The organism is Nitrosomonas communis, assembly GCF_001007935.1.
Taxonomy (GTDB): domain Bacteria; phylum Pseudomonadota; class Gammaproteobacteria; order Burkholderiales; family Nitrosomonadaceae; genus Nitrosomonas; species Nitrosomonas communis.
On sequence record NZ_CP011451.1, the window covers coordinates 50,994 to 74,713 of the forward strand.

A 23,720-nucleotide genomic window follows, 5' to 3' on the forward strand; every position below is an offset into this window, starting at 1 on the left:
CCTCAGCATTAATTTGGCTCCGCTCAAATGTCAACAGAACCTAGAAGTTATTCCATTTCTAAATCAACCTTGGCTTTTCCGGCTTTTTCTTGTCGTATTATTGATACTGTCTGCGGCTCGCCTTCGCGTCAGGGTTAATTGACATATAGGATGACATAGGCAGGTAGCAACACAGTCTTCGGTCTCGAAAAGTGAGCGCAGTTTACACGCACTCTTGGTACGCACCCCTTGTGGTACAGCCGTAGCTTTTGGGCAATTAAATGAGCATCCAGGAGAATGTTTAAGTTCACGGCAACAATGCCATCGCGTGTGTAACTACATTTTCCACATTGAACCCGAGCTCGTGCATCACAGTCTCGCCTGAAGCCGAAGCGCCAAATCGATTCATACAGATGATGTCGCCGGCATCACCGACATATTTGCGCCAGCCAAGAGGTGCAGCCGCTTCCACTGCAAGCTTAGGTATTCCTGGCATCAGGATACTTTCTTGATACTCACGCTGTTGTGCATCAAACAACTCCCAGGACGGCATCGAAACCACACGCGAATGCACATTCTTTTTAATCAACCTTTCGCGAGCTTGCAAGAGGAGAGAAACTTCAGAGCCTGTTCCAATCAGGATCAAATCCGGCCGCGCTGCCTGCGCTTCCGCAAGAATATAGGCGCCACGTTTCACACCGGATACAATGGGATAATGGCTTGGATCAAGAACAGGCAACTTTTGACGGCTCAGTACCAGCGCCACGGGACCACGACGAGATACGGCGATTTGCCAGCATACACGCGTCTCATTGGCATCAGCCGGACGCATAACAACGAGGCCTGGAATAGCGCGAAGACTGGTTAACTGCTCGACGGGCTGATGCGTAGGACCATCCTCGCCAAGACCAATACTGTCATGCGTAAAAATGAATATGGAATGCGTCTGCATCAGCGCAGCCAAACGTATGGGCGGGCGCATGTAATCAGAGAAAATCAAAAACGTCGCACCATACGGCAGGATTGCGCCATGAAGCGCCATACCATTGACGATCGCACCCATTGCATGCTCGCGAACGCCGAAGTGGATATTGCGACCGCAGAACTGATCAAAGCCAAAGTCACTATAACCCATTAGCGTGGTCTTCGTGGAAGGGCTGAGATCCGCCGAACCCCCGATCAATACCGGTAACTTTTCCGCAAGGGCATTCATCACCTTGCCGGAAGCATCTCGCGTAGCCATCTGGCCGTCTTTAGTCGAAAACAAAGGAAGATTCTCATCCCAGCCACCCGGAAGCTCGTGATGCAACAAGCGCTGCAAGGTAGCCGCCAGATCCGGATGTTCTTTTTGATAAGCGTAGAACATCTCGTTCCATTCCTTCTCCCAGTGAGCACCCTTCGTTAGTGCTGCCTGAAAATACGCTTGCGCTTCTTCAGGAATATAGAATTCCGGCTCCAAGGGCCATCCAAGAGTTTTCTTTGTTGCCTTTAATGCCTCTTCCCCAAGCGGCTCACCGTGAGCACTGGCGCTATCTTGCTTTGGGCTTCCATAACCGATATGGGATCGAATCAAGAGCAGGGAAGGACGAGACCATTCGCTGCGGGCGATTTGGATCGCATGTTCGATCGCACCAATATCATTGCCATTAGCAACCGGCTGCACATGCCATCCATATGCCTCGAAGCGGTGCTGAACACTCTCAGTAAAGGCCAGATCAGTGTCACCCTCAATAGAAATATGATTGTTGTCGTACAGGTAAACCAGTTTGCCCAGACCTAAGGTGCCCGCCAGCGAAGCCGCTTCGGAGGAAATCCCCTCCATCAGGTCGCCATCCGATACAATGGCATAAGTATAGTGGTCGACCAGTGAAAAGCCTGGGCGATTGAAACAACTGCTCAAATGTCGTTCTGCGAGAGCCATTCCTACTCCCATGGCGAATCCTTGCCCTAGCGGACCTGTTGTTGCCTCGACGCCTGGCGTCTTACCATATTCCGGGTGTCCCGGCGTCTTCGATCCCCACTGCCTAAAACGCTTCAGGTCATCGAGTGAGAGATCATATCCAGTCATGTGCAACAGCGCATAGAGTAATGCGCAGCCGTGCCCGGCCGACAACACGAAGCGATCACGGTTTAACCATAAAGGATTTCTTGGGTTATGCCGCAGAAAGTGTGTCCACAGAACGTAAGCCATGGGTGCTGCATCTAACGGAAGCCCAGGGTGACCGGAATGCGCGCACTCAACGGCATCAACCGCGAGAAAACGCAGCGTATTGATGCAAATTTCATCTAGAGAATTCACACGACCTCCTTGTGGAATTTTGTGGCAATTCGGGCGAGCATGGCCACACAGATGATGCTCACGTCAATACTCACTCCAGTTTTGATATTCTGATGTCAAGCGGCAATACCTTAAAGCTTGTGCCAGATGTCCGACCTTATCATGCCAACTGATTATGGTAAGCCTTCAATCACACCGCCACCGACAATAACGACATACGGCTTAAAAATATCGATAAAACTGATAGCTACAAATTTCAGGTTGGCCCACAGTGTATAAGAAAAATAAACGCCTTTTTATTGAACCCTAATACTTCAATAGCTTATCGAGATAAACAGGTTAAGAAAATACGTGCGAATACGTAGGAATGAAAAAGAACTGCTTTTGACGCTCACTTAATCAATAAAAAACTGTTTCAGTACTCGCACCATAGATTCATGATCCTGCACACCAGCACTTTCGCGGATACTATGCATCGCCCACATCGGACAACCTACATCCACACTGCGTATGCCAAGCTTTGCCGAGGTCATCGGCCCGATCGTGCTGCCACAGGGTAGATCTGAACGGTGCGAGTAGCGTTGATAGGGAATACCCGCTTCCTCGCACCACTGGATGAAGCGCGCAATGGAGATACTTTCGGAGCTGTAGCGGCGGTTCGCATTGGATTTGATCACCGGACCTTTGTTGATGAACACTTTGTGATCAGCATCATAGGCCGAGGGGAAATTGGGATGATAGGCGTGTGCCATATCCGCACTGATCAAAAAGCTCTGAGCCAGCGCACGTGCAGTATCCTCACGATCCGAAGATGTGGCGATGCTGATGCGCTGCAATACATCAGCTAAAAAGCTGCCAGCAGCACCCACATGACTTTGACTGCCGATTTCTTCATGATCGAAAAAAGCGCAGACCAGCGTGCTCTCGGGATGACTCAGCACGGTATCATCCAGCAAGGCGTGCAGTCCGGCATGGCAGGAAGCCAGGTTATCAATCTGGCTGTTGGCGTAAAATTCCTGATTTGCGCCCCAGAATGCGCCTTTTTGGGTATCGTACACCGCCAAATCCCATGATAATACTTGGGACACGCTGATGCCTGCCGCTTGTGCCAGCAACGCCAGAAAATAAGGATGCGGCAGTTGGTCGCCGGTCAATTGTGCGAACAACAACGGCAATTCGTTTTGTTTATGGAGTTTTAAGCCATCTTCATTGACACCCCGGTTCATGTGTATCGCCAAATTTGGCAAACGCAACAGCGGCTGTTCGAAGCGCACCAGCTTATGCGCGAGCTCCCCTTGCTCATCGGCATAGCTGACCCGCCCGGCCAAACTTAAATCCCGATCGGTAAAGGTCGCAAGGATGGGCCCGCCATAAATTTCAACACCGAGCCGCGCGAGGCCATCGCTTGCCGTCGCAGCATTCGGTCTAATCCGTAACCCCGGCGAGTCGGTATGCGCTCCGATAATCTTGAAGCCCGCGTCGGCAGGTGTTTTACGTCCCAGTACGAACAGGACAATCGAGGAATCGTCGCGCACTACATAATAGCGCCCGCCCGTTTGCAATCCCCATTTGGCAGTTTCATCAAGTCGGACAAACTGAAATGCCTGGATCGCCGTTTCGATCGAGGCAACCACATGCCAAGGGCTCGGGCTGGTGTCGATAAAATCGAGTAAATGCTGTGCGCGCTGCTTAGCGGTCATAATTTATGTTTATATTCAGGTATTTATAATAAGGAAAAATACCTTTTTACTATACGTAAAGCCAGATATTTAGTCAAACAACTGCTAATTGATCAAAAAATTTGTTTTTACCGGGTATTAAAAAAGAAGCGATTTAAAAAATACGACAAGTTTAAAAAATATGCAGTCTTTTCCAGACGTGCGGCGCATTAAAGAATGAGCCTTACGCGCTGCAGCGTACTTACGCTAGAGCAAATAGCCACTACTCCCGCCGCCGCGCTATAATCACGTCAGGCAGTTGCCGAATCAGCGCGAGCAAGCGTTGCAGCTGTTGCAGATTGATGACCTCAAGTGAAAATTGCATTTTTGCTAAATTGCCACGGCTGAGGATGTTAGCTTTAGTGGCGTTCACCTTGGTGGCGTTAACCTTGGTAGCGTTCACCTTTTCGCGCACGAACAGATCACTGATATCGCGCAGCAGGCCTTGGCGGTCATGGGCTTCTACTTCAATATCGACGCTAGTAGCAAGATTTGCGTCAGCACCCCAGTGGGCGTGCAGTAGGCGGGCATGCCGATCTTCTGGCAAACGCGTGATAAAAGGGCAGGTTTGACGATGAATGGTCATTCCGCGATCGCGCGTCATATAGCCGACGATGCCATCCGGCGGCACTGGCTGGCAGCACTTGGCCAGGCTGATGAGCAGGTTGCCGACGCCTTCGACCACAATGCCTGACGTCACCTTGGGCACAAACATGTGTCTGGCAGCCAAAAGCGGGAGTGATTCCGCGGGCTTGGGCGATGTAATCTCTTGAATGGCATGAGCAATCTGGTGCTCACTCACATCGCCACGGCCAATAGCCGCAAGCAAATCCTCAAGATGGTTGTAGTGCAGCTTCTGTGCCAGCTTTTCCTGATTCATACTGCCGATACCAGCCCTATGCAGTTCGCGTTCCAGCTTGACGCGGCCAACAGCCACATTCTCCTCGAAGTTCTGATGCTTGAACCAATAGCGCACTTTGGCGCGGGCACGCGGGCTTTGCAGATAGCCGAGCGCCGGGTTAAGCCAGTCACGGCTGGGTGTGCCCGACTTGGAAGTGAGGATTTCCACACGCTGCCCATTCTGTAGACGCGTGTTGAGCGGGACGATTCTGCTGTCTACTTTGGCACCGCGCGTGCGGTGACCAAGCTCAGTATGCAGCGTGTAGGCAAAATCGATCGGCGTAGAACCCTTGGGGAGGTCGATCACCTTTCCTTGCGGCGTCAGCACGAATACCTTATCCTGAAAAAGCTCGCTTTTGAATTGTTCAAGCAACTCGCCCCCTCCGCTCACTTCGTCTTTCCATGCCAGAATCTGACGTAGCCAAGCGATTTTCTCATTGAGTTTGCTATCCGACTTGCCGCCCTCCTTGTAGCGCCAATGCGCGGCTACGCCCAACTCGGAGTTGTGGTGCATATCATGAGTACGAATCTGTACCTCGAGCGCCAGGCCGCGTAGACCGATCACCGCAGTATGCAGTGAGCGGTAGCCGTTGCTCTTGGCGCGCGCGATATAGTCGTCAAACTCGCCGGGAATCGGCTGCCACAGGTGATGCACCAGCCCCAGCGCAGCATAGCAGTCCTTAATGTCGTTCACCAGGATACGCACTGCGCGTATGTCGTAGAGCTCGCTGAACGACAGATTCTTCCTCCGCATCTTATTGATAATACTATGGATATGTTTGGGCCGTCCACTGACTTCACCCTTGATACCGGCCTGTAGTAACTCCTGCCTGAGCTGGGCAAGTACTTCATCGATGTACTGCTCGCGGTCCACGCGCCGCTCGTCGAGCAGGCGGGCAATTTCCTTATAAAGCTGCGGCTCTAAATAGCGCAGAGCAAGATCTTCCAACTCCCATTTGATCTGCCACACCCCCAGCCGATTGGCAAGCGGTGCGAAAATACCACGCGTCTCATAAGCGATTCGCTGCTGTAACTCACTGCTGGCACCGGCAAGATAACGCATGGTCTGCATGCGTTCAGCCAGCTTGATCAGCACGACACGAATATCTTGCACCATCGCTAGCAGCATTTGGCGCAGACTTTCGATCTGCTTCGCTTGGTCGACTTTGTTGTCTGATGTGTCAAGTTGCTCAATTTCGCTGAATTGACGGATCTGTTCCATACGCGAGATCCCTTCCACCAGCTTGGCGATACTTGGGCCGAATGGGTTTTCTATTTGCGCATACCAATCCTCCACATAATCCGGCACCGCGTGCAACAGCGTAGCCGCGGCAGTTTCGGCATCCATGCGCATATCAATAAGAATAGAGGCTGCGCCTATCGCATGCTGCAACAATGGCGTACCGTTCAGCGTGACTTGCCCTTCATATAATGGAGTAGCCATCGCGCAAGCCCGGCGCAACAGCGTGATTTCAGCTGGCGCAAATTGCGTGGCCAGATTATTCAGCCAAGCTTCGGTATCGGTATAGTCTGCAGCGGAGGGAAGAGATAGGCTACGTGTTAAAACCATAGAACGCTTATGGATCCTTCGAGCGGGAGGTTATTTTGAGCACTTTTAAAAAGCGCCATCATGTTGTCGACCATTTGGCCATACGCCAGGACGACCTTATTCTATTTCCAAATCAAAAATGACGTGAAGGCGAACCGCAGACAGTATCAATCATACGGCAAGGTGAAGCCGACAATGTCAGTTTTGATTTAGAAATGGAATAAAACACAGTCATCAATGCTTCATCCCACCACATCATGGAGAGTTTGCAGCACCAAATGACGCAGCGCCTGCCAGTGCTGTCTACCGTTAGCAACATGTTTCTGGTTGATTTCCAACTCGATTCCCAAATACACTTCCGCTGGAAATTGACGACGCAAGTAAGCCGTTAAGCCATCCGCTTTACCAGCATACGGATAATTACGCCGAATGGTTAAATCGGGTGCTTTTGCTTTGAGGCATGCCTGCCAACGATAGCATAAATCACGTTCTCCCAGTCTAGATGGATCATAAAGAAGACCGATATCAGCGTGACGTACCTCTCCATCAAGCACAGGCGTAAAACTATGTGAAGAAATATGAATAACTTGGCTGTTTTTCCTATTTATTACTTCAGCAATAGTCCGCTCGACCTGATTACGATAAGGCAGATAATAGCGTACCAGAATCTCTCGCCGAATAGTAGCCGATGTATTTTTGGTTACATCGGAGAATAATTGCGGATGGCCGATAGAGCGGTTAAGATCTATCAGCAAACGACTAGTAGTAGATACAAACAAGGAAGCGTGCAATAACTGAGCCAGATCCCTTGCCATGCGCAATGCACCACGGTCATAGCCCCGATGACTATACAATAAAACCTCAGATCCATGAAACAGATGCCGGTACTGAGTCGGGATACGGTTACCGCCATGTTCGCAGCTAATGACAAAATGAGTTGTTGATGCCAATTTTACTTCTCAGCCTTGTCTTTTAATAATTCCATTTCCAAATCAAATATGACATCAAGGCGAACCGTGGACAGCCAAAAAATAAGACAAGGAAAAACCGACAAAATTAAGTGATTGGTCCAATATATTTAGGTACCCCAGCTAGAAGAGATAGTTTAACTGGAATGTGCATTAAGAGCTAACTCGTAAAAACTTCAGAAAAGACAGAGCCACAGCCAGCTCTCCGAATACATCTACTACAAGCCTCTTATAAGAACAAACTTTATGGGTGATTCCAATACCTATCTTTTCTTCAATCAAGGCAAATCATGCTTGAATCGGTTGTCGAACTTGGAAGACCGCTGCAAGCAACGATTGATCCTGTATTTCCAGATAGTGTTGCCATCTATATTTTTAGCCAATATTTAGAGGATCAGATTACGGATTTTTCTGACCTCTTCGCGTCGCGTCATTAACTAGCCCTATCGTCATACAGTTCATTGTCGTGCAATTATAGCCGAATCTGATCAAGTATCTTATCATCACGGCTACGGCACAATTCACACCGATTCACGCTACTGCTGAATCAGCGCTACAAGGGTGCAAACATATCGACTACCCGATTCCGGCGCTGAACATAAATCCCCTCACTCAGAAGTCACGCAAACCAAGCGCGTTAATGATGATCCGCATGCTCATCAATACCATTGATCCGCTCTATGCTTGCCTACCACACCGAACAGGCAGAGTACGGTTACTTTTCGTCGCTAAAGCTTCAATCCGCGTAATTGCTCATTCTTTGACAATAAAGCCAAAGCTTCTCCGATCATGCTTGCAAACATAGAGATCAATCGTTATTACTCGGTCCTGCCGGCTCATTCGTTACTTTGATTGAGGTTGGGCAATGTCTTCCTTAATAGTTTAACGTTATTGATGAACTGGATTCTTTTCAGCTCGCAATTCACATTTAAGCGTCAGGATCCGTTAGCTTTCACGAGCACAGTGAGTTACAGGGCATCTTTTAAAAAAGATCATGTCGAACCAGGCGATGTGTATAGCTTAGCGTTGGGTGCCACGCTTGCTGCAAGTCCGCAAACTTCATTAAGTTTGGGTTTACAACAAAATTTTATAGATCACACCAAGTTATTTGGTAACTCAGTCCCTGGAACCGATGCAATCAGTAGTATATTCACACTCGGTGCTTCTTCCATTCTTGCCGGGCGGTTATTTTTCTCAACGATAGCCGGGATTGGTTTAACCAAGAGCGCACCTGATTATTTTGTCAGCGTAGCGATTCCACTCAGATTCGACGTGCCGTTTCAACAGATGTTCAGGTCAAATTAGAAAGGCTGTGCTTGGGTCAATTGCTGAAATTTTTTAGAATTTTTATGTGCCGTTCTATTTCATTAGCTAGAGCTTACTGATACCTTCTACGTAAGCTCTGTTTATCTAGCTGTCTGAGCAAACAGTTGCCGCTGACAATAATCACCAAAGGTTTCGTCCTCCATGCGTTCGCGGGCATAAACTGCCAGCAGGCTGTCGAGTGTGCTCAAGATTGAGGATTCATCTAGCCCTTCCTTGTAAACGGTATTGAGGCGATAGCCCAGGCGGTCACCGCCCAAGCGCAAATCGTAATGCCCCACTGAACGCCCTACCATCCCAATCTCGGCTACATAGGGGCGACCACAACCATTCGGGCAACCTGTCATGCGAATACTGATTTCGTCCTGCGTGAGTGCATATTTTTCCAGCAGCATCTCCACCTTACTGAGCAGTTCGGGCAGATAGCGTTGCCCTTCTGCCAGAGCCAGTGGGCAGGTCGGCAGCGCCACACAGGCAATCGCATGGGTGCGAATAGGCATGAGTGCAGCTTGCGTTTTAATGATGCCATGCGATTCCAAGATCGTATCTATCGCTGCCTTATCCTCGGCTGCCACATTCAGCAGCATAATGTTTTGATTGCCGGTTAAGCGGAATTTGCATAAGTTGCTTGCTGCAATCGCGTCCAGCGCGGATTTTGCGCGGTACTCGGGTGTGTCCACCACTCGCCCATTTTCGATGAACAGTGTGTAATGCCAGCGGTTTTTATGGTCTTGCAGCCAGCCATAATAGTCGGCGCGGCTGTTGAATGCGAAGCTGCGTGGCGCAGCCAGCGTAAACTCCAAACGACTTTCCAGATCGGCTTTGAATGCTTCCAGCCCCATATGATCAATGGTGTATTTCACACGGGCTTGTCTGCGATCGCTGCGGTTGCCGTTGTCGCGCTGCACGGCTGCGATCTGCCACACCGTATCCAACACTTGATCTGGTTTAATGAAGCCCAGCATATCTGCCAGCCGCGGATAGGTCACCGGGTTACCATGAGTGCAACCCAGCCCACCGCCCACGGTCACGTTGAATCCTGCCAGGCTGCCGTTTTCTTCGATGGCAATTAAACCCACGTCCTGCGTAAAAATATCAATCTCGTTATGTGGTGGGATAGCGATACCCACTTTGAATTTGCGCGGCAGATAGCGATTCTGGTAAAGCGGATCAGGTTCTGACTCAGCATTTTCATCCAAACGCTCCCCATCCAGCCAGACCTCCGTATACGCCTTGGTTTTGGGTCGCAGGTATTCGCTGATTTTAACTGCAAACGCATGAACTTCTTCGTGGAATGCAGAAGTGGCGGGGTGCGAGCCGGCCATGACGTTGCGATTGACATCACCGCATGTGGCGATGGTATCAAGCCCATATTTATTAAACCATTGTAAAGTGGGCTTGAGCTTTGACTTGACGACACCATGCACCTGAATAGTCTGGCGCGTAGTAATTTTGAGGATACCGGTAGTGTTCTCATGCAGGAGCGGTTGCAACCCCAGCCATTGCTGCGGTGTGATATCACCGCCTGGCAAGCGCAGGCGAATCATGAAGGAATAAGCCGGTTCCAATTTTTTGGTCTCGCGTTCGCTGCGGCGATCGCGATCGTCTTGCTGGTAGATGCCGTGATGCTTGACTAGCTGCTGATCGTCCGCCGAAAGCTGCCCGGTAAGCTGATTCTTCAATCCTTCAGCCAATGTACCGCGTAATCCTCGACTGCGAGTCTTGAGGTGTTCAACAGGTGAAAGGTTTTGTTCAGTCATAATCGCTTATCGTTTCCATGGCTTGTCATTTGTGCCGCAAAAGTTATGAATCACGGCTGTATCAATTGTATCAATAAACATCTTTCACATACCGGTTATCGTCATGCAATTGATCGAGAAAGGCTTGGGCAGCTTCGTGGCCACCCTTTTCAGTAGCGAAAATTTCCAGCAGAACTTGCTCCACATCCTTGCTCATGGGGTCTTTTGCGCCACAGACATAAATCACCGCACCACCATTTATCCATTCTACCAGTTCACTCGCGTTTTCTTTCAGGCGATGCTGGACATAGATTTTATGCTCTTGATCACGGGAGAAAGCAAGGTCGATTTTGTGCAGCACTCCCGTTTCCACGAAATCGACCCACTCAGCCTGATAGAGAAAATCGCAGTGCTGATGCTGCTCGCCGAAGAACAGCCAGTTGCGCCCGCTCGCCCCCCGCTCTGCCCGTTCCCAGACAAAGCTGCGAAACGGTGCGATGCCTGTACCTGGACCGATCATGATAATGTCCCGTTCATCCTCCGGCAGTTTGAACAGGCTGTTGCGCTGAATAAAAAATTTCACTTCATCACCCACTTTTAAATCGGCTAAATAGCGCGAACACAGCCCGTAGCCAATCTCGCCGTTTTCGCCCTGATGCCACGCCAGCGCCACCGTCAGATGAATGTTGCCGGCATGCGCTAAAGGTGACGAAGCAATGGAATAGAGGCGTGGCGTGAGGTGGTCCACTCCCTCAGCGAAATGAGGCAGAATAATGCCCGCCACATCGCCGGGCGCGTAAGCCAGCGACTCATCATACTCGATTTCAATATGATAGGTTGCTTTGGCAGAACCGCGGTCGTTGAGGTCGATAATTTCCCTCACAAGCCCCACTACCGGTTCCAGACGGGAATATCCTTTGCCTGAAGGTGCGGCTGTTTCTACGGTAGCTGGCACGCTGGCGGGTTGCGTAGAAGGTAGCGCCGACAATACCCCTGCTATCCATTGCGGGTAATGGCTGGCGAAATCCACATCCAGTTCACCGCGCTCATAAATGCGTTCCGCCCCCAGCTTTTCCATATAGGCATCCAGGTCGCGGACGGCTTGGTTGTATTGGGGATAGCTGCTGTCGCCGAGCCCAAGCACGGCGTACTTCACGCCCTTAAGCGACGCCTCTGACTGCTGGAGCATCTCAAAAAAAGCCAGCGCCGTCTCCGGCGGCTCACCTTCGCCATGGGTCGCGGTGACAAAGATAATTGGCTCATCACCTTGCAATTCTTCGGCTTGCTTAATTTTCTTCACCGACTGGGGCGAGGCGTTCCAACCATGCTCTTTGGCCTGCTTGGCTAGTTGCTGCGCGATCATCTTGGAATTGCCGGTTTCAGTGGCAAAAAACACGCGTAGCTTCTTTTGCGCAGTGACAGTGGCAGTAGCAGTGGCAACCATACCCTCTGGCTGCACTATCCCTTGCACATAGCCTGCAAACCAGATCGCTTGATCCCGGCTTAGCGTATGTCGCAATTGTTCCCATAAAGCTTTTTGCTGTTCGGTTAGCATGGGTATATATCATATTTACACATCATTTCCGCTCGCGGAGATGACAAATTACAATAGCCATTGCTCATTCTTTGTTCCAATAATATTTCCTTTTATGAAATGTTGCCTGCATCTAGTGCCGCCTTAGAAATGCAATAATGGTATGGCACTACTCTCAACAGCATGAAAGTGCTAGAGAAATGATGCAGTGACTCTCCTCATTGCATTCCCAAATCACGATGACATGAAGGCGGGCCGCAGACAATATCAGTTTTACGGCAAGGTGAAGCCGACCAAGTCAGTTTTGATTGTGAAATGGAATTCTACAATAGGAGCTTTCAATATTAGGATTATAACGGTAGGCATTGATTTAGCAAAAAAATGTTTTCCTCAGAAGCCGCGATTCGGTTTTTTCTCTTTTCCTGATTCCATTTCTCAATCAAAAATAACGGCAAGGTGAAGCCGATAATGTCAGTTTTGATTGAGAAATGGAATAAGCTAGAGTCATCCTACCTATTGACTATATTCGAGGCCAGCACATGCTATAAGGCCAAAGAATTTCATACTCGAACGCACTGATATAACGCGCTAAACTTTGCAACGCTTTGCCAAGTCGAAAGAGATAGTAGAACGCAGAACAACTATCAATTTAATTGATGAACCAGCAAAGGTTTTTTCCGGACTTAGTTCGGGAAAATTGAGGCATATTCATTCAACCTTTTATCCAGAACCTTATGCTACTAATTACCGGTATGCCGGGCGTGGGCAAGACCACACTCATCGGCAAAGTCGCCGAGCAGTTGCGCAACAAACGCATTGGCGGCTTTTATACCCGTGAGATACGCAAGGGCAGAGAGCGTTGCGGATTTCTGCTGGAAACCTTTGACGGACTGCAAAAAACTATTGCCCATATCGACTTTCCTCATGTGCATCGGGTAGGCAAGTATGGTGTGGATATTGCCGGGATCGATGCAGCAGTCGCCTCCGCACTGGCGCCGGATGCGAATGTCGATCTGTATCTGATTGACGAAATCGGCAAGATGGAGTGTCTGTCTGCAAGTTTTATCGCGGCCATGGAAAAACTGTTTGACTGCGGTAAGCCGCTGGTGGCAACCATCAGCAAAGAGGGTAGCAGCTTCATCGAACAGGTGAAACGTCGTCCCGATGCCTTGCTGTGGGAAGTCACCCACGCCAATCGGGACAAACTGCCGCAACAAGTACTCCATTGGCTTTCGACGCAATGACTGATTAAATTGGAGCATACCTTGGGATTGAGGCATTGTGCCGATTCTGAATGTATGAGGCAGAGGCACTTCAGCAACTCCCTGAAGGACACGGATAGCGAAAGCATGAACTCCACAAAGCGGTAGTAGCTCACCCACCCTGGAAAATAACCCCGCTGATAACTCAACACGTAATTCAGGTAATAGTGCTTAAACGTCCGACAACCGGATAGATGAACGCCCACCATGATGGTCATGACTCCACTTAAACACAGCGCTCCTTGCTGGCGACACCGTTTCAGCGACGGCTCTAATAAGTGCTGCTCCCATCGCGGCTCAAACTCTCTACAAAATTCGTAACTTGCATAAAAAAAATTGTTATAGTATTTATTAGACTCCTGCATAACTGGTTTTTTGAATAAATTGGTATTTCTAAATGATTGGTTTTATGAGTGACACATACAGAGAAAAACTCTAAAAACCCAGTTATCAGAAACCTCTGTAATCTGTTCCTGCCCTGCTCTGATAAATGCATTCCGTGCACCATGTAATGATTGACACGTTTATAACCAATAACCGTTCGAAGGATTTTTAGATACCTTACGATCATCATTGTCTTCATAAATATTTTGCCGACGATCTTCACACGATGTTCCATGATCAAGCACATTTGGAAATTCTAAACGAAGAGTCCTGACATATTTTCTTGTTACGCGACATGACCTCTTCTATGTTCATTCTTTAGCAACAAATTAAATAGTTTAAAAAGATAAAGTTACCTGTCAAATACAAAAAACATGTCTTTATTTATCGACATGCATAACTCTTTTTTAAACAGATTGTTATTCATTTTTCGAATATTGAGTACAAAATTTGCTTAATAAATGACGACAAATTCCTCATTTTTTTTCAAGGCATCAATATAATAAATTGATTAATAAAGGTTATATTTCTTGGCATAAATATTGCTATCTTTTTTACTTGAAAATTAAAATGACAAGAAAAAACTACTATGATTATTAAAAAAAAACAAAACTCTTTAATCGTCGCATCAGCCGTGGCGTTTCCGTTATTCTTTTCCTCTCTCAGCGCGAATGCTGTTAATCTTGACGCATTAAGGCAGTTGGGTGAGCAAGTGTTCTGGGACAAAATCTCCAATCCACCGCGCATGGCATGCGTTACCTGCCATGACCCAAGGGCTGGTTGGACGGGACCGCATTCCCAAACCAACCTTACTCAAGTGGCGATAACCGGTGCCAATCCGCACACGATCGGAAACCGTAAGCCACCCGCCAGTGCTTACGCAAGTTTCATCCCACCATTTCAGGAAGGTGTGGTTGGTCCACCGTCCGGAGTACTCGGGGGTGCTTTCTGGGACGGCCGTGCTAAAGGTAATATTCCTACCGGAAACACTACTGACCCGAACAAAATTGGCGATGAGGTTTTTGCAGGAACGGCCGATCCTGCTGGACTAAAAACTGCTTACGGCCAATATCGGGGACCGACCGCCGTCCAGGCGCTAGGCCCTTTCGTCAATCCTGTCGAGCAGAACAAAGCGGATAGAGCCGGTGTTTGCCGACATGTTCAAAAGGCTCAGTATGCTCCCCTTTTCGAGCAGGCCTGGACTATTCCGATCACTTGCGACGATACTCACGTCGATGTGAATTACAAGCGTATTGCAGTAGCAATTGCCGCCTTCCAAGACTCCGGCAAAGTCGTTTCGTTTAGCTCCAGGCGTGACCAGGCGCTCGCAAACGATGCTGACAAAAAGTTTCCGTTAGACGGTTTAACTGAGCAGGAAAATCTGGGTCATGACCTGTTTTATACGGTGAAGATTGGCGGCAACATAATTAGCGGGCCCGCCCCTAACGGTAAAGGAGCCAATTGCGTGGTATGTCATAATAGTGGCAATTCTCCTTTTGGTCCGAATCCGTCAGATGGGGCGGAGCCTACTCAGCTGTACACCGACTTTAGCTACCATAATATAGGCACACCGCCCAATCCCGCGATCGGACAGTTCAACCCCACGAACCCAGACGATGGCCTCAGTGATACCACCAACGACCCGGCTCACCGTGGCTTTTGGAAGACTCCAACCCTGCGCGGTGTGGATACTCGTCCCAATCCCTCTTTCGTGAAGGCCTATGCTCATAATGGTTTCTTCAAGAGTCTCAAGGGCATCGTAAATTTCTATAATACGAGCGCCACCGTATGTCCTCCCGAATTAGGGGTAGACACGGAAGAGAAGGCACTGGCGAATAAATGCTGGCCCGCAGCAGAACATCCGGAAAATACCGCTCGCGGGGGACCGATTCTTGGTAATCTTGGGTTAACCTCAGAGGAAGAGGATGCCATCGTGGCGTATATGAAAACGTTTAGCGATACCGAGATCCCTACGAAGCCGAAACCTTTTACGCCAGCTCGTAACAGATAAAACAGTCGAATGTTCACGGCACGGACCAGTAGCGTGCCGTGAACTGTAGTCTTGCTAAATTAGGCTGCATTGATGAGGTTGCCTATCATGGCTACGACCTCACTTATTTGACAAATACCCGCCTATTTTCCACACAGGATCAGGTTTTACCTTTGGTATTTTAGCTTATGCTTTCTATTCCTTTTGCTGGTTGGCTTACGTTCAAGCATACCTCACAACAACATGCTGATCCATTTGAGCTAATTCCGTCTCCCGATCAAACCTAACGAGAAGCCGAGCTGCAGACACGATAAAGACTAACAGCACAGTAGGGTTCTACCTTTTATTGCTCTTCTTCCTCACCCTTTGGACACCGGAAAGAACTGTAACGCAACAATGCACCTATTTTCTTTTCCCATCCTCGAATAAAATGCCCAGCAAGGTAAACCTAATATTTCGCTACAATAATGCCAGTTTCTCAGAATCATCCTCTCCCGCCAGCTATGTTAACCAAAACGAAATTTGATCCCATTGTTTTCCCAGGCAGGCTTTTGACTCCATTTTGCACCTTCCTTTAATTCCAAATGCGCTAGCATACTCGACTAGAAATCATCTCGCTTTGGAGATCATTTTACCGCTTTGCATCTTGCTCGACATAGCCGCTGGCAGCGCGTAAATAGACAACTCCCAAGGGCAATGAAAAATCGCCCTTCCCACTATGAGCCTTTCCATCTTGGTACCCAGTTAATTCTTAAGGCATAATGCATGTGCAACGGTTTAAAATCTCTACTACTCTTTTCGTCCGTTTCCAGAACAGCAATAAAACGGCGATGATGTGTCATCAGGCAATACGCCAAAATATCGTACCGCCTGTATTGCAGCACTCCCTTTGGATAAACGCTTCGACCGTTATCGAAGAAAAAATATTTCTCGCTGCGTGATGTAGCGCGGTATGCCCATATATACGGTTCTACATAATCTTGCCATGTAGTAGTGATAGTCAAACTCTATAAAAAGATAGCATTTATTCAAATACAAGCATTTCTGTCTGATACTTCCTTAATTCAGAAATCCTTATATCAAAGCTTATCACATCAACATAGCTATTTTTACTGTAGCTATAAAAGAGACAATCAATTTCTTCTTTTAGCACTTATTTTTTATTTTTATGTCGGTATTATATACCTTAAAAATAGATATAAATGTGATAGATAGGGTTAATGTATTAAAAACCATAATCTTATTATGCCTAATAGAAGAGAAAATCTCTTTGCTATTAAATAGAATGCCATGTTAGCCAAGCAAGTTGAGTATAGTTTTGTATCCCCAAAAGAACGTATTCTTGATATGGTTATTCTTAATGAAATACTGACACAATATTTTTGATAAAAGCTTTTAAATAAGGAAATGGGGGTGAAATTAAAGTAAGTTGATGGAGGTATTATGATGAAAAAATTAACTTTTTTGATGATTATTCTAATGCTTGGCTTCTTAGTTGGCTGTGCGCAAATGAGCCCGATAGGAAGTGTTCGAAGCAATGAACTTTATAGTGATAAATTGCATACCATAGACCCCAGTAATCATGAGGCCATGGCTACCTACTACGAAGAAGCGGCCAATGAGATGAAAGCAAAGCTACAAGCTCAGAAGAAGCGGCTTGAAGATTATGATAGTCATTCCTACTATTATGGGCGACGGGGACAAGATGTTCGGTCGCATACCACAGCGAATATTCGTATGTATGTGAATTCTATCAAAGAGAATATGAAGGAAGCCGCTCTTCACCGGAGAATGGCACAAGAACAGAAAAAACAAGAGTTCGGTTTAAGAAGGGAAGAGGCTACAGACTCTCCGTTAAATTAGTAATCATTTAGAAAAGCCATCTAAATTTTAGAGGATAATCAAATTAAAAAAAGCTGAGCCGCCCAGCGTCATTTTTGCTTTTGATTCACTGGAATATTGTGTATGCCGTTTATTTCATGATCATTGCTCTCTTTTTTATATTATCAGAGACACAATCGATCTAATTTCCATGAAAGGCACAAACAAGGAAAAATGAATTATGTATCCAGCCACATCAATCAAGTCATATTTGCGGCAATAGGCATTTTCCTATTGTTTTTTTTGATCCTAAATTCTACCCATGCTAATAGCCTATCTAATCTGTTCAATCAAAGTGGACTAGAATTTGGTGGTTGGATCAATGGCGGCGCAACTTACAACGCAAACCACCCTTCCGATGGTTTTAATGGCACAGTGACTTTTGCTGACCGTGCTAATCGATTTCAGTTAAACCAACTCTATTTATATTTGCAACGCAATGTCGAATCAGAAGGTACAAAATGGGATATTGGCGGCCGTTTCGACTTTTTGTTTGGAACAGATGCTATCTTTACTCAGGCTTTTGGTATATCCGCCTTTGATGAGAATACTGGCGAACCGACGGATAATAGAGGTAACTGGGATCTCAATTTGTGCTGTAAATCAACCCGCACTTACGGCATTGCTCTTCCACAAGCCTATCTAGAAGCTTATATACCGGTTGGTAACGGTCTCAATATTAAGGCCGGGCATTTTTACACCCCGCTGGGCTACGAAACCGTTCCCGCCCCGGATAACTTTTTTTACACTCGAGCCTATATCCTTAACAGTGGCGAGCCCTTCACCCATGTAGGATTTCTAGGTACTTATACCGTCAATCAAAATTGGATTATCCAAGGCGGTACAACGACAGGTAGTGCAACTGGCGGTTGGGATGGCGTTTTTGATAAGCAACTGGACAACTGGGGGGGACTGGCAAATATTATATGGGACAGCGATGACAAAAGAACTTCAGCGCAACTTGGCGGCACTTATGGGCAAACTGCTGTCGATGAGCCCTGGATGATGTACAGCCTCGTGCTGCAACATTGGCTCACCCCCAAGACGCACATGGTGCTGCAGCATACTAACGGCTGGGCCAGCAACATCAGTTTGCCTGATGGCATTCAGAATGCAGCATGGTATAGCATCAACACCCACCTGACTTATGATCTTTTTCGCGACCTTTCTATCGGCATTCGTGCTGAGCGTTTCCATGACCGCAATGGCTGGCGTGTTTTCTCACCTTATCGCATACTATCAGCGTTGAACAATAAAGGCGTTAGCTACGCGGGCAATGTTCCTTTCATCAGTGCTCCCGCAAATTATTATGCAGTTACGGTGGGTATGAACTGGAAACCGGGGCAACGCTGGAAAAGAGGTTGGGAGCCGATCCGCAACATCATGCTCCGAACAAATATCCGCTATGACAGAGCTGATGGTATTGATATGGCATTTCGGCCATTTGATGGCAAAAAGGATCAATTTCTGTTTTCTCTGGATGTAACGATGCCCTTCTGATTCAACTTAATTGAAAAAAATAGCGGCATAAGTGTATATGTCGTCACAACTAATTTTGGCTTATGGCTGCCTGAATTAATTCCATTTCCAAATCAAAATTGACTTTGTCGGCTTCACCTTGCCGTATGATTGATACTGTCTGCGGCTCGCCTTCGTGTCATTTTTGATTTGGAAATGGAAAATGGAGTAAGGGAGCAAAAAAATTTATGGGGAACTCCTCAGGATCTGCCTCCTATTCTGCATAAATTTCTGACAGATCAAGTTCAGCACGTAGTGGTAGATGATCGGACGCCACCTGCGCCATAGGTGAGCGATAACATTGCAGTTGACGCAGTACTGAGCCAGGTCGGACCCAGAGCCGATCAAGTGCCAGCAGCGGGAAGCGGGCAGGGAAAGTGGCCGGCGAAGGTGTCTCGACGAATGCCCGGTGGAACCAGCGAAGCAGCTGTCTCCTGAGAAACCACTCGTTGAGATCACCAAGCAGGATCTCTACTGGCTCAATTTGTGGTTCTATCAACTCCAGCACTCGCTGTGCTTGAATGCGACGTTCTCTAACTGACAAACCGAAATGAGCTGTCACCAAACGTGCAGTTGTATTTTTTGCCCGGATGCGTACATCGATGGCCCCACGTGGCTCCCGGCCTGGAACAGACAGGTCATGCTTAAAAATTTGCTCCACTGGTAATCGGCTGAGGAGCGCATTACCGTAATGAGCATTCTGTTTCAGCATGGTAGGTCCAGCGATCGGCTGATACACATCTTCGGCTAAGAATTCAAGCAGGTCAAGGCCACCATCTTGGCGTGTCTCCACTTCCTGAAGTGCAATAATATCTGCATCTAGTTCTCTTAATACCCTACGAATGCGCTCGGGTGAGAAGCAGCCATCATTCCCGTAGCAGCGGTGGATGTTGTAGGTAGCGATGATCACGGCTATCGGTTCAGTCCTTTTTCTGTTTTGGATTGTATGCCGACACGGCGCTTAAGCCAGGTGACCAGTCCATAGCCGATAAGAGCAATGCCGCCGAAAACCAGCGCCAACATAATACCGCTTTTCCAACTAGGCTCTACCAACATAGCGTGAATGCGATCGGTAAAAAGCGTAATGGCAGCAATGCCGGGCCACATACCGATCACAGTGCCCCAGAAGAAATCTTTGAGTTTGATGTGGGAAGCGCCAGCCACCACATTGGTGATTGTGTAAGGGGCAATGGGCACCACGCGGAAGAATATGACAGCCAGCATGCCTTGTTTCGCCAGCCGCAAGCTGATACGATTTAACCGGCCATTGCCAATTCGGTACACCACATTGCGACCAAGGTAAGCGCCGACCCCATAACCAGCTAGCGCGCAGCCAAGCGAACCAGCAAATGCACAGATGAAGCCGGTAAAAGGTCCAAAAGCCATAATAGTTACGATAATGAGCAAGGTAATTGGAAACATCATCAGCCCGAGGATTGTCACACCAACTATTGCTAACAGGGGGGCAGCGGGAAGTTCGGCGAATGCGCCGAGGGCGAGGAGCAGCGTTTCGTAATCAAGGTATTCCGATAACGGTGTCCAGCGCCACATTGCCGCCAATGCCGCCAGGAAGAGTAATATGATTATCCATACTATTACGCGTCGCCGCGCTGGTGGCCGCTCCTCTTCATAAACGAATTGCTCGACCAACCGGTCTGGATCGATTGGCTCCTCAGGATCCACTAGCGTCGTCTCGGACACCAATTCCTCGACTACCTCAGGCACTTCTAGAAGCAGAGGCACAGGCCGCAGCGTACGGCCACTGCCGGACAACGCGTCGATGGCTCGCGTCAATGAGCCCAGGTTCGCGGTTGCCTGGGCGATCTGCTGGGGTTCGACACCAAGGTGTTCCGCCAGCAACCGATTACGAAAACCAGCGATTGCGGTGCAGATATCTTCGCGACCTTCGGATTCGAAGGCAAGATCGCACTCTGTATCGATACCCATCGAACGATTGTTCAAATTGGAGGAGCCGATACGCACAAAAATATCGTCTACTACCATTATTTTGGAATGGACGATGATGTTGTTGTCGCCAAGCTCGGGGACTTCCGGGTAGAGTAAACGCAGACGCTTTTTGTGATCTCTTTGCTGCAGTTTGTGCGCGAATTTGGTGCGTAGTACATCCATAGTTACTTGAGACAGCCAACCGCACGTAGATTTGCCTGTCACAATAACTACTTCAGGACCTTCCGGCTCCTTGAGGCGTCGGGCAAGGGCGTCACAGATAACTGCGGAAGTGAGGTACTGATTCTCGATATAAATAGAGCGCTGGGCCGCAGCAATTGCATCCAAGTATAAGCGTTCGACCTCACGAATCTCGGTACACCCCTGATGAGCCGGCTCGGTACGAGCAATAGCCACGCGCACATTCTCCACATCTACGGACACGTCATCTGGCCATAGCTCTGCAACTGACCGTGGTGGGTGGGAAGGAATAGTATACCTACACGCCCGTTGCCAGCGATCGCGTACCAACTTGCTAAGCGAGCGGGCGACAGGACCTGCCACCATCAGCTGTACATCATGGTATGGAGCGGATGGACCATTGCCTTCGTCACGCCGCAGGTCATCAGCTTTATGTTCCGGCGTATCCCAGCGCCCCCGAGTCAGATCCAGACCACCACAGAACGCCACGGTATCATCTGCCACTATTACTTTCTGATGATGGCTGGCCCAGATGGGATGACAGTCGTCAAGCCAGAAATGGACTCGTCGGTGAGTGCGCCAATCCAATTGGTAAACTGGCAGCCATTCACGATCCATACCATAAAGCGCTATAAAGTCCCAATCGAGTACGTAGGCCAGGAATTCTGGCTCAGATTCGGCAAGATAATTAAGCAGCAATCTTAACGTCTTAGGCTGACCGTCATCCTCTCCATTACGGACGAGCAGAAGATCACTGTAAATGTCCCATGAGAGTATTAACAGCGAGCGTTTTGCTCGCAAGGCTGTGGCGCGGAATGCGCGAAAGTAGGCCGCACCGTCCACCAGAAAGGCAATACGGTCTGCTGTTTCGACACACCAACAATTCTGACCAGGCTTAAGAATCTTCATATTTGATGGAATGGGGAGGAGCCCGATTAGTTCCAAAGCAGAAAAATTTTCAAGCAGCATTTTTGATTCACATTACTTATGATCAAATAGAAAGAGCACAGATGAAGCATTATCAGCAGTTCACCCGAGGAGTGCACGCTATCAGATTTGCGAGTTACGGAAGACAGAGGTTTTAAGCAAGAAGAGATAGTGAGAAGCTAGCGTGAATAAGTCTACGATTTCGCGCGTAAACTAAGCAAGCCGGCAGGAACAGCGTGGTACCATTCGCTACCTACCGAGTCAGCATCAATGACCCGCCCGGAATGGTTGAGCAAAGCGCGCGTATATAGGTGATTGGGAAAACGATAATATGAAATTGACTGATGTTTCCGAAGAACAAGTGCAGCGGGCAGTCAATCGCCTTGGTCACCGACCACGCAGCTACCCGGATTTAGCACCCCGCATGAGGTATTCTTATAAGGGCATGGGTCGTCCGCTAGTGAACACGCCGCTGTGATCTGAGGAAATCTAGCTGAGCAATTCGAGATTGTTCACTACACGTGTGACGGCGAACACGTACCAGGCGTCAAGCTCGGCGCGGCGGCGCTCGTCAGCAGTGCGCACGTAGCCTTGCAGCGTCACCACATAGTTACTACACTTGACATCGATCTGATCAGGCTGCACGAACGGATCCATCTCGAGCACCAGGCGCACGGCATCAATAACTTCGTAGTCGGTATCCTCCTCCGATGGCGCGACGTCAAGCGAGTTGACGACGTTGCAGCAGCCAGGCGTCCACCAGGCAAGTACTTCAGAAATGCGTTTATGTGAAAGGCTGATCACTGTACCGTCGAGCGTAACGATCCCATCCTTGACTTCAAAGTCGATTGATCCGCCGTCTTCGGGCGGTGCCTCGCGTAGCGTCTCGAGCTTACTGCTATTCATGACGCGAATGGTGCAGTTGCGTAACTCGTTCGTGTTGAGCAGGAAGTTGGCGAATGAGTTGCGGATTGCACCGTCACCGCGTCGCTCGGAGGATACAACACGTAACCGGTCGACGACTCCGCGCGTGCCTACGATTGCACTGGCTGCTTCGAGAGCGAGCTTCTTGGCGGCGATGTCCGCGACCTCTCCCTCCATCACCACCGAATCTTGCACCACGCTTACCTTCACCGGATAACGATGCGGATTGATACGCGGCTCATTTTCAAGAGCCTGCTGGATATGCTTCATCATGGCTTCGGTTTCGTTCATTTCGATCTCCCTCTCACTTAATCCGGTGTATAGAAAAAATAAACGCTCTTTTTCATATAGAATGAAAGTAGAGCATCAATTTTTGATAAGTGACCAAAATAAAATCAAAAATTTGCGCTCAATTGGCAGAAAAAACTATTCGATTTAACGTTGTTGTTCTTGACGGCGTCCCAGTGGATAAGCTGAGATGATCAAGCATTTAAGCAATGGCGCCGAATTACAGGATCGCCTCTATCGCTTAATTCAAATAAGTAGCTGGCACAATCTGGTCGTAACTAATCATGAGAAAATAGATTCGACCGGCTCTATACACCAGAGATACAAAATAAAAAAATTGCCGTCAAAAAAACGGCAGAAAAAGTTACATCTTACGCCTAACATCAACCAACTAATGGGTTTCTCTATAA

General features: G+C 48.3%; 15 protein-coding genes and 1 pseudogene. 6 read left to right on the forward strand and 10 right to left on the reverse strand.

Going from position 1 to position 23,720, the window contains the following annotated elements:
- Nucleotides 1-286: 286 nt before the first annotated feature.
- The 4 genes from tkt to AAW31_RS00250 form a co-directional block, all read right to left on the reverse strand.
- Complete coding sequence (gene tkt, locus AAW31_RS00235; protein WP_046848706.1) at nt 287-2,278, reverse strand: transketolase; 1,992 nt, start codon at nt 2,276-2,278, stop codon at nt 287-289.
- Between the two features lie 374 nt (nt 2,279-2,652).
- Nucleotides 2,653-3,957 (reverse strand): M18 family aminopeptidase, encoded by a 1,305-nt coding sequence (locus AAW31_RS00240; protein ID WP_046848707.1) that lies wholly within the window; start codon nt 3,955-3,957, stop codon nt 2,653-2,655.
- Between the two features lie 241 nt (nt 3,958-4,198).
- A complete protein-coding gene (locus tag AAW31_RS00245) occupies nt 4,199-6,445 on the reverse strand; it encodes a RelA/SpoT family protein (protein WP_046848708.1) in 2,247 nt (748 codons plus the stop codon).
- Nucleotides 6,446-6,666: 221 nt separating this feature from the next.
- Nucleotides 6,667-7,374, reverse strand: coding sequence for an N-formylglutamate amidohydrolase (locus AAW31_RS00250; RefSeq protein WP_046848709.1), 708 nt, complete (start codon nt 7,372-7,374; stop codon nt 6,667-6,669).
- Between the two features lie 912 nt (nt 7,375-8,286).
- Here AAW31_RS00250 and AAW31_RS00255 point away from each other — a divergent pair.
- Complete coding sequence (locus tag AAW31_RS00255) at nt 8,287-8,697, forward strand: hypothetical protein (RefSeq protein ID WP_046848710.1); 411 nt, start codon at nt 8,287-8,289, stop codon at nt 8,695-8,697.
- A 101-nt stretch (nt 8,698-8,798) separates the two neighbouring features.
- Here the strand turns inward: AAW31_RS00255 and AAW31_RS00260 are convergent, their stop codons facing one another.
- Together AAW31_RS00260 and AAW31_RS00265 are read right to left on the reverse strand one after the other, a co-directional pair.
- Entirely contained in the window at nt 8,799-10,475 is a 1,677-nt protein-coding gene (locus tag AAW31_RS00260) for an NADPH-dependent assimilatory sulfite reductase hemoprotein subunit (RefSeq protein ID WP_046848711.1), read from the reverse strand.
- Between the two features lie 70 nt (nt 10,476-10,545).
- Entirely contained in the window at nt 10,546-12,009 is a 1,464-nt protein-coding gene (locus tag AAW31_RS00265; RefSeq protein ID WP_046848712.1) for a diflavin oxidoreductase, read from the reverse strand.
- A gap of 713 nt (nt 12,010-12,722) precedes the next feature.
- Here AAW31_RS00265 and AAW31_RS00275 point away from each other — a divergent pair.
- The gene (locus tag AAW31_RS00275; protein ID WP_046848714.1) at nt 12,723-13,232 is read left to right on the forward strand and encodes an NTPase; all 510 of its coding nucleotides are present in this window, start codon (nt 12,723-12,725) and stop codon (nt 13,230-13,232) included.
- A 104-nt stretch (nt 13,233-13,336) separates the two neighbouring features.
- On the opposite strand, the pseudogene AAW31_RS23825 reads toward AAW31_RS00275, so the two are convergent.
- Nucleotides 13,337-13,615: pseudogene (locus AAW31_RS23825) on the reverse strand (hypothetical protein); the annotation flags it as partial.
- A gap of 653 nt (nt 13,616-14,268) precedes the next feature.
- Between AAW31_RS23825 and AAW31_RS00285 the strand changes: the two are divergent.
- From AAW31_RS00285 to AAW31_RS00295, 4 genes are all read left to right on the forward strand, one after another.
- Nucleotides 14,269-15,645 (forward strand): cytochrome-c peroxidase, encoded by a 1,377-nt coding sequence (locus AAW31_RS00285; protein WP_158441299.1) that lies wholly within the window; start codon nt 14,269-14,271, stop codon nt 15,643-15,645.
- A gap of 746 nt (nt 15,646-16,391) precedes the next feature.
- Nucleotides 16,392-16,565, forward strand: a complete 174-nt coding sequence (locus AAW31_RS21020) for a hypothetical protein (protein WP_158441301.1) — start codon at nt 16,392-16,394, stop codon at nt 16,563-16,565.
- 505 nt (nt 16,566-17,070) lie between these two features.
- A complete protein-coding gene (locus AAW31_RS00290) occupies nt 17,071-17,487 on the forward strand; it encodes a hypothetical protein (protein WP_046851358.1) in 417 nt (138 codons plus the stop codon).
- Nucleotides 17,488-17,679: 192 nt separating this feature from the next.
- Nucleotides 17,680-19,005 carry a porin gene (locus tag AAW31_RS00295; protein WP_046848716.1) on the forward strand — a complete coding sequence of 442 codons (1,326 nt, stop codon included), beginning with the start codon at nt 17,680-17,682 and terminating at the stop codon, nt 19,003-19,005.
- 232 nt (nt 19,006-19,237) lie between these two features.
- Here AAW31_RS00295 and AAW31_RS00300 read toward each other — a convergent pair whose 3' ends face one another.
- The 3 genes from AAW31_RS00300 to AAW31_RS00310 all read right to left on the reverse strand — a co-directional run bounded on the left by AAW31_RS00300 (nt 19,238) and on the right by AAW31_RS00310 (nt 23,313).
- Complete coding sequence (locus AAW31_RS00300) at nt 19,238-19,933, reverse strand: endonuclease/exonuclease/phosphatase family protein (protein ID WP_235264433.1); 696 nt, start codon at nt 19,931-19,933, stop codon at nt 19,238-19,240.
- 2 nt (nt 19,934-19,935) lie between these two features.
- On the reverse strand, nt 19,936-22,116 hold the full coding sequence (locus AAW31_RS00305) for a VTT domain-containing protein (RefSeq protein ID WP_200899674.1): 2,181 nt from the start codon (nt 22,114-22,116) through the stop codon (nt 19,936-19,938).
- A 471-nt stretch (nt 22,117-22,587) separates the two neighbouring features.
- On the reverse strand, nt 22,588-23,313 hold the full coding sequence (locus AAW31_RS00310; protein WP_046848718.1) for a BON domain-containing protein: 726 nt from the start codon (nt 23,311-23,313) through the stop codon (nt 22,588-22,590).
- Between the last annotated feature and the right edge of the window lie 407 nt (nt 23,314-23,720).

Coding starts and splice junctions, on each gene's coding strand:
- AAW31_RS00265 (WP_046848712.1), bottom strand. CDS start 12,009: ATGCTAACCGAACAGCAAAAAGCTTTATGGGAACAATTGCGACATACG.
- AAW31_RS00295 (WP_046848716.1), top strand. CDS start 17,680: ATGAATTATGTATCCAGCCACATCAATCAAGTCATATTTGCGGCAATA.
- AAW31_RS00260 (WP_046848711.1), bottom strand. CDS start 10,475: ATGACTGAACAAAACCTTTCACCTGTTGAACACCTCAAGACTCGCAGT.
- AAW31_RS00255 (WP_046848710.1), top strand. CDS start 8,287: ATGAACTGGATTCTTTTCAGCTCGCAATTCACATTTAAGCGTCAGGAT.
- AAW31_RS00310 (WP_046848718.1), bottom strand. CDS start 23,313: ATGAACGAAACCGAAGCCATGATGAAGCATATCCAGCAGGCTCTTGAA.
- AAW31_RS00275 (WP_046848714.1), top strand. CDS start 12,723: ATGCTACTAATTACCGGTATGCCGGGCGTGGGCAAGACCACACTCATC.
- AAW31_RS00245 (WP_046848708.1), bottom strand. CDS start 6,445: ATGGTTTTAACACGTAGCCTATCTCTTCCCTCCGCTGCAGACTATACC.
- AAW31_RS00240 (WP_046848707.1), bottom strand. CDS start 3,957: ATGACCGCTAAGCAGCGCGCACAGCATTTACTCGATTTTATCGACACC.
- AAW31_RS00290 (WP_046851358.1), top strand. CDS start 17,071: ATGAAAAAATTAACTTTTTTGATGATTATTCTAATGCTTGGCTTCTTA.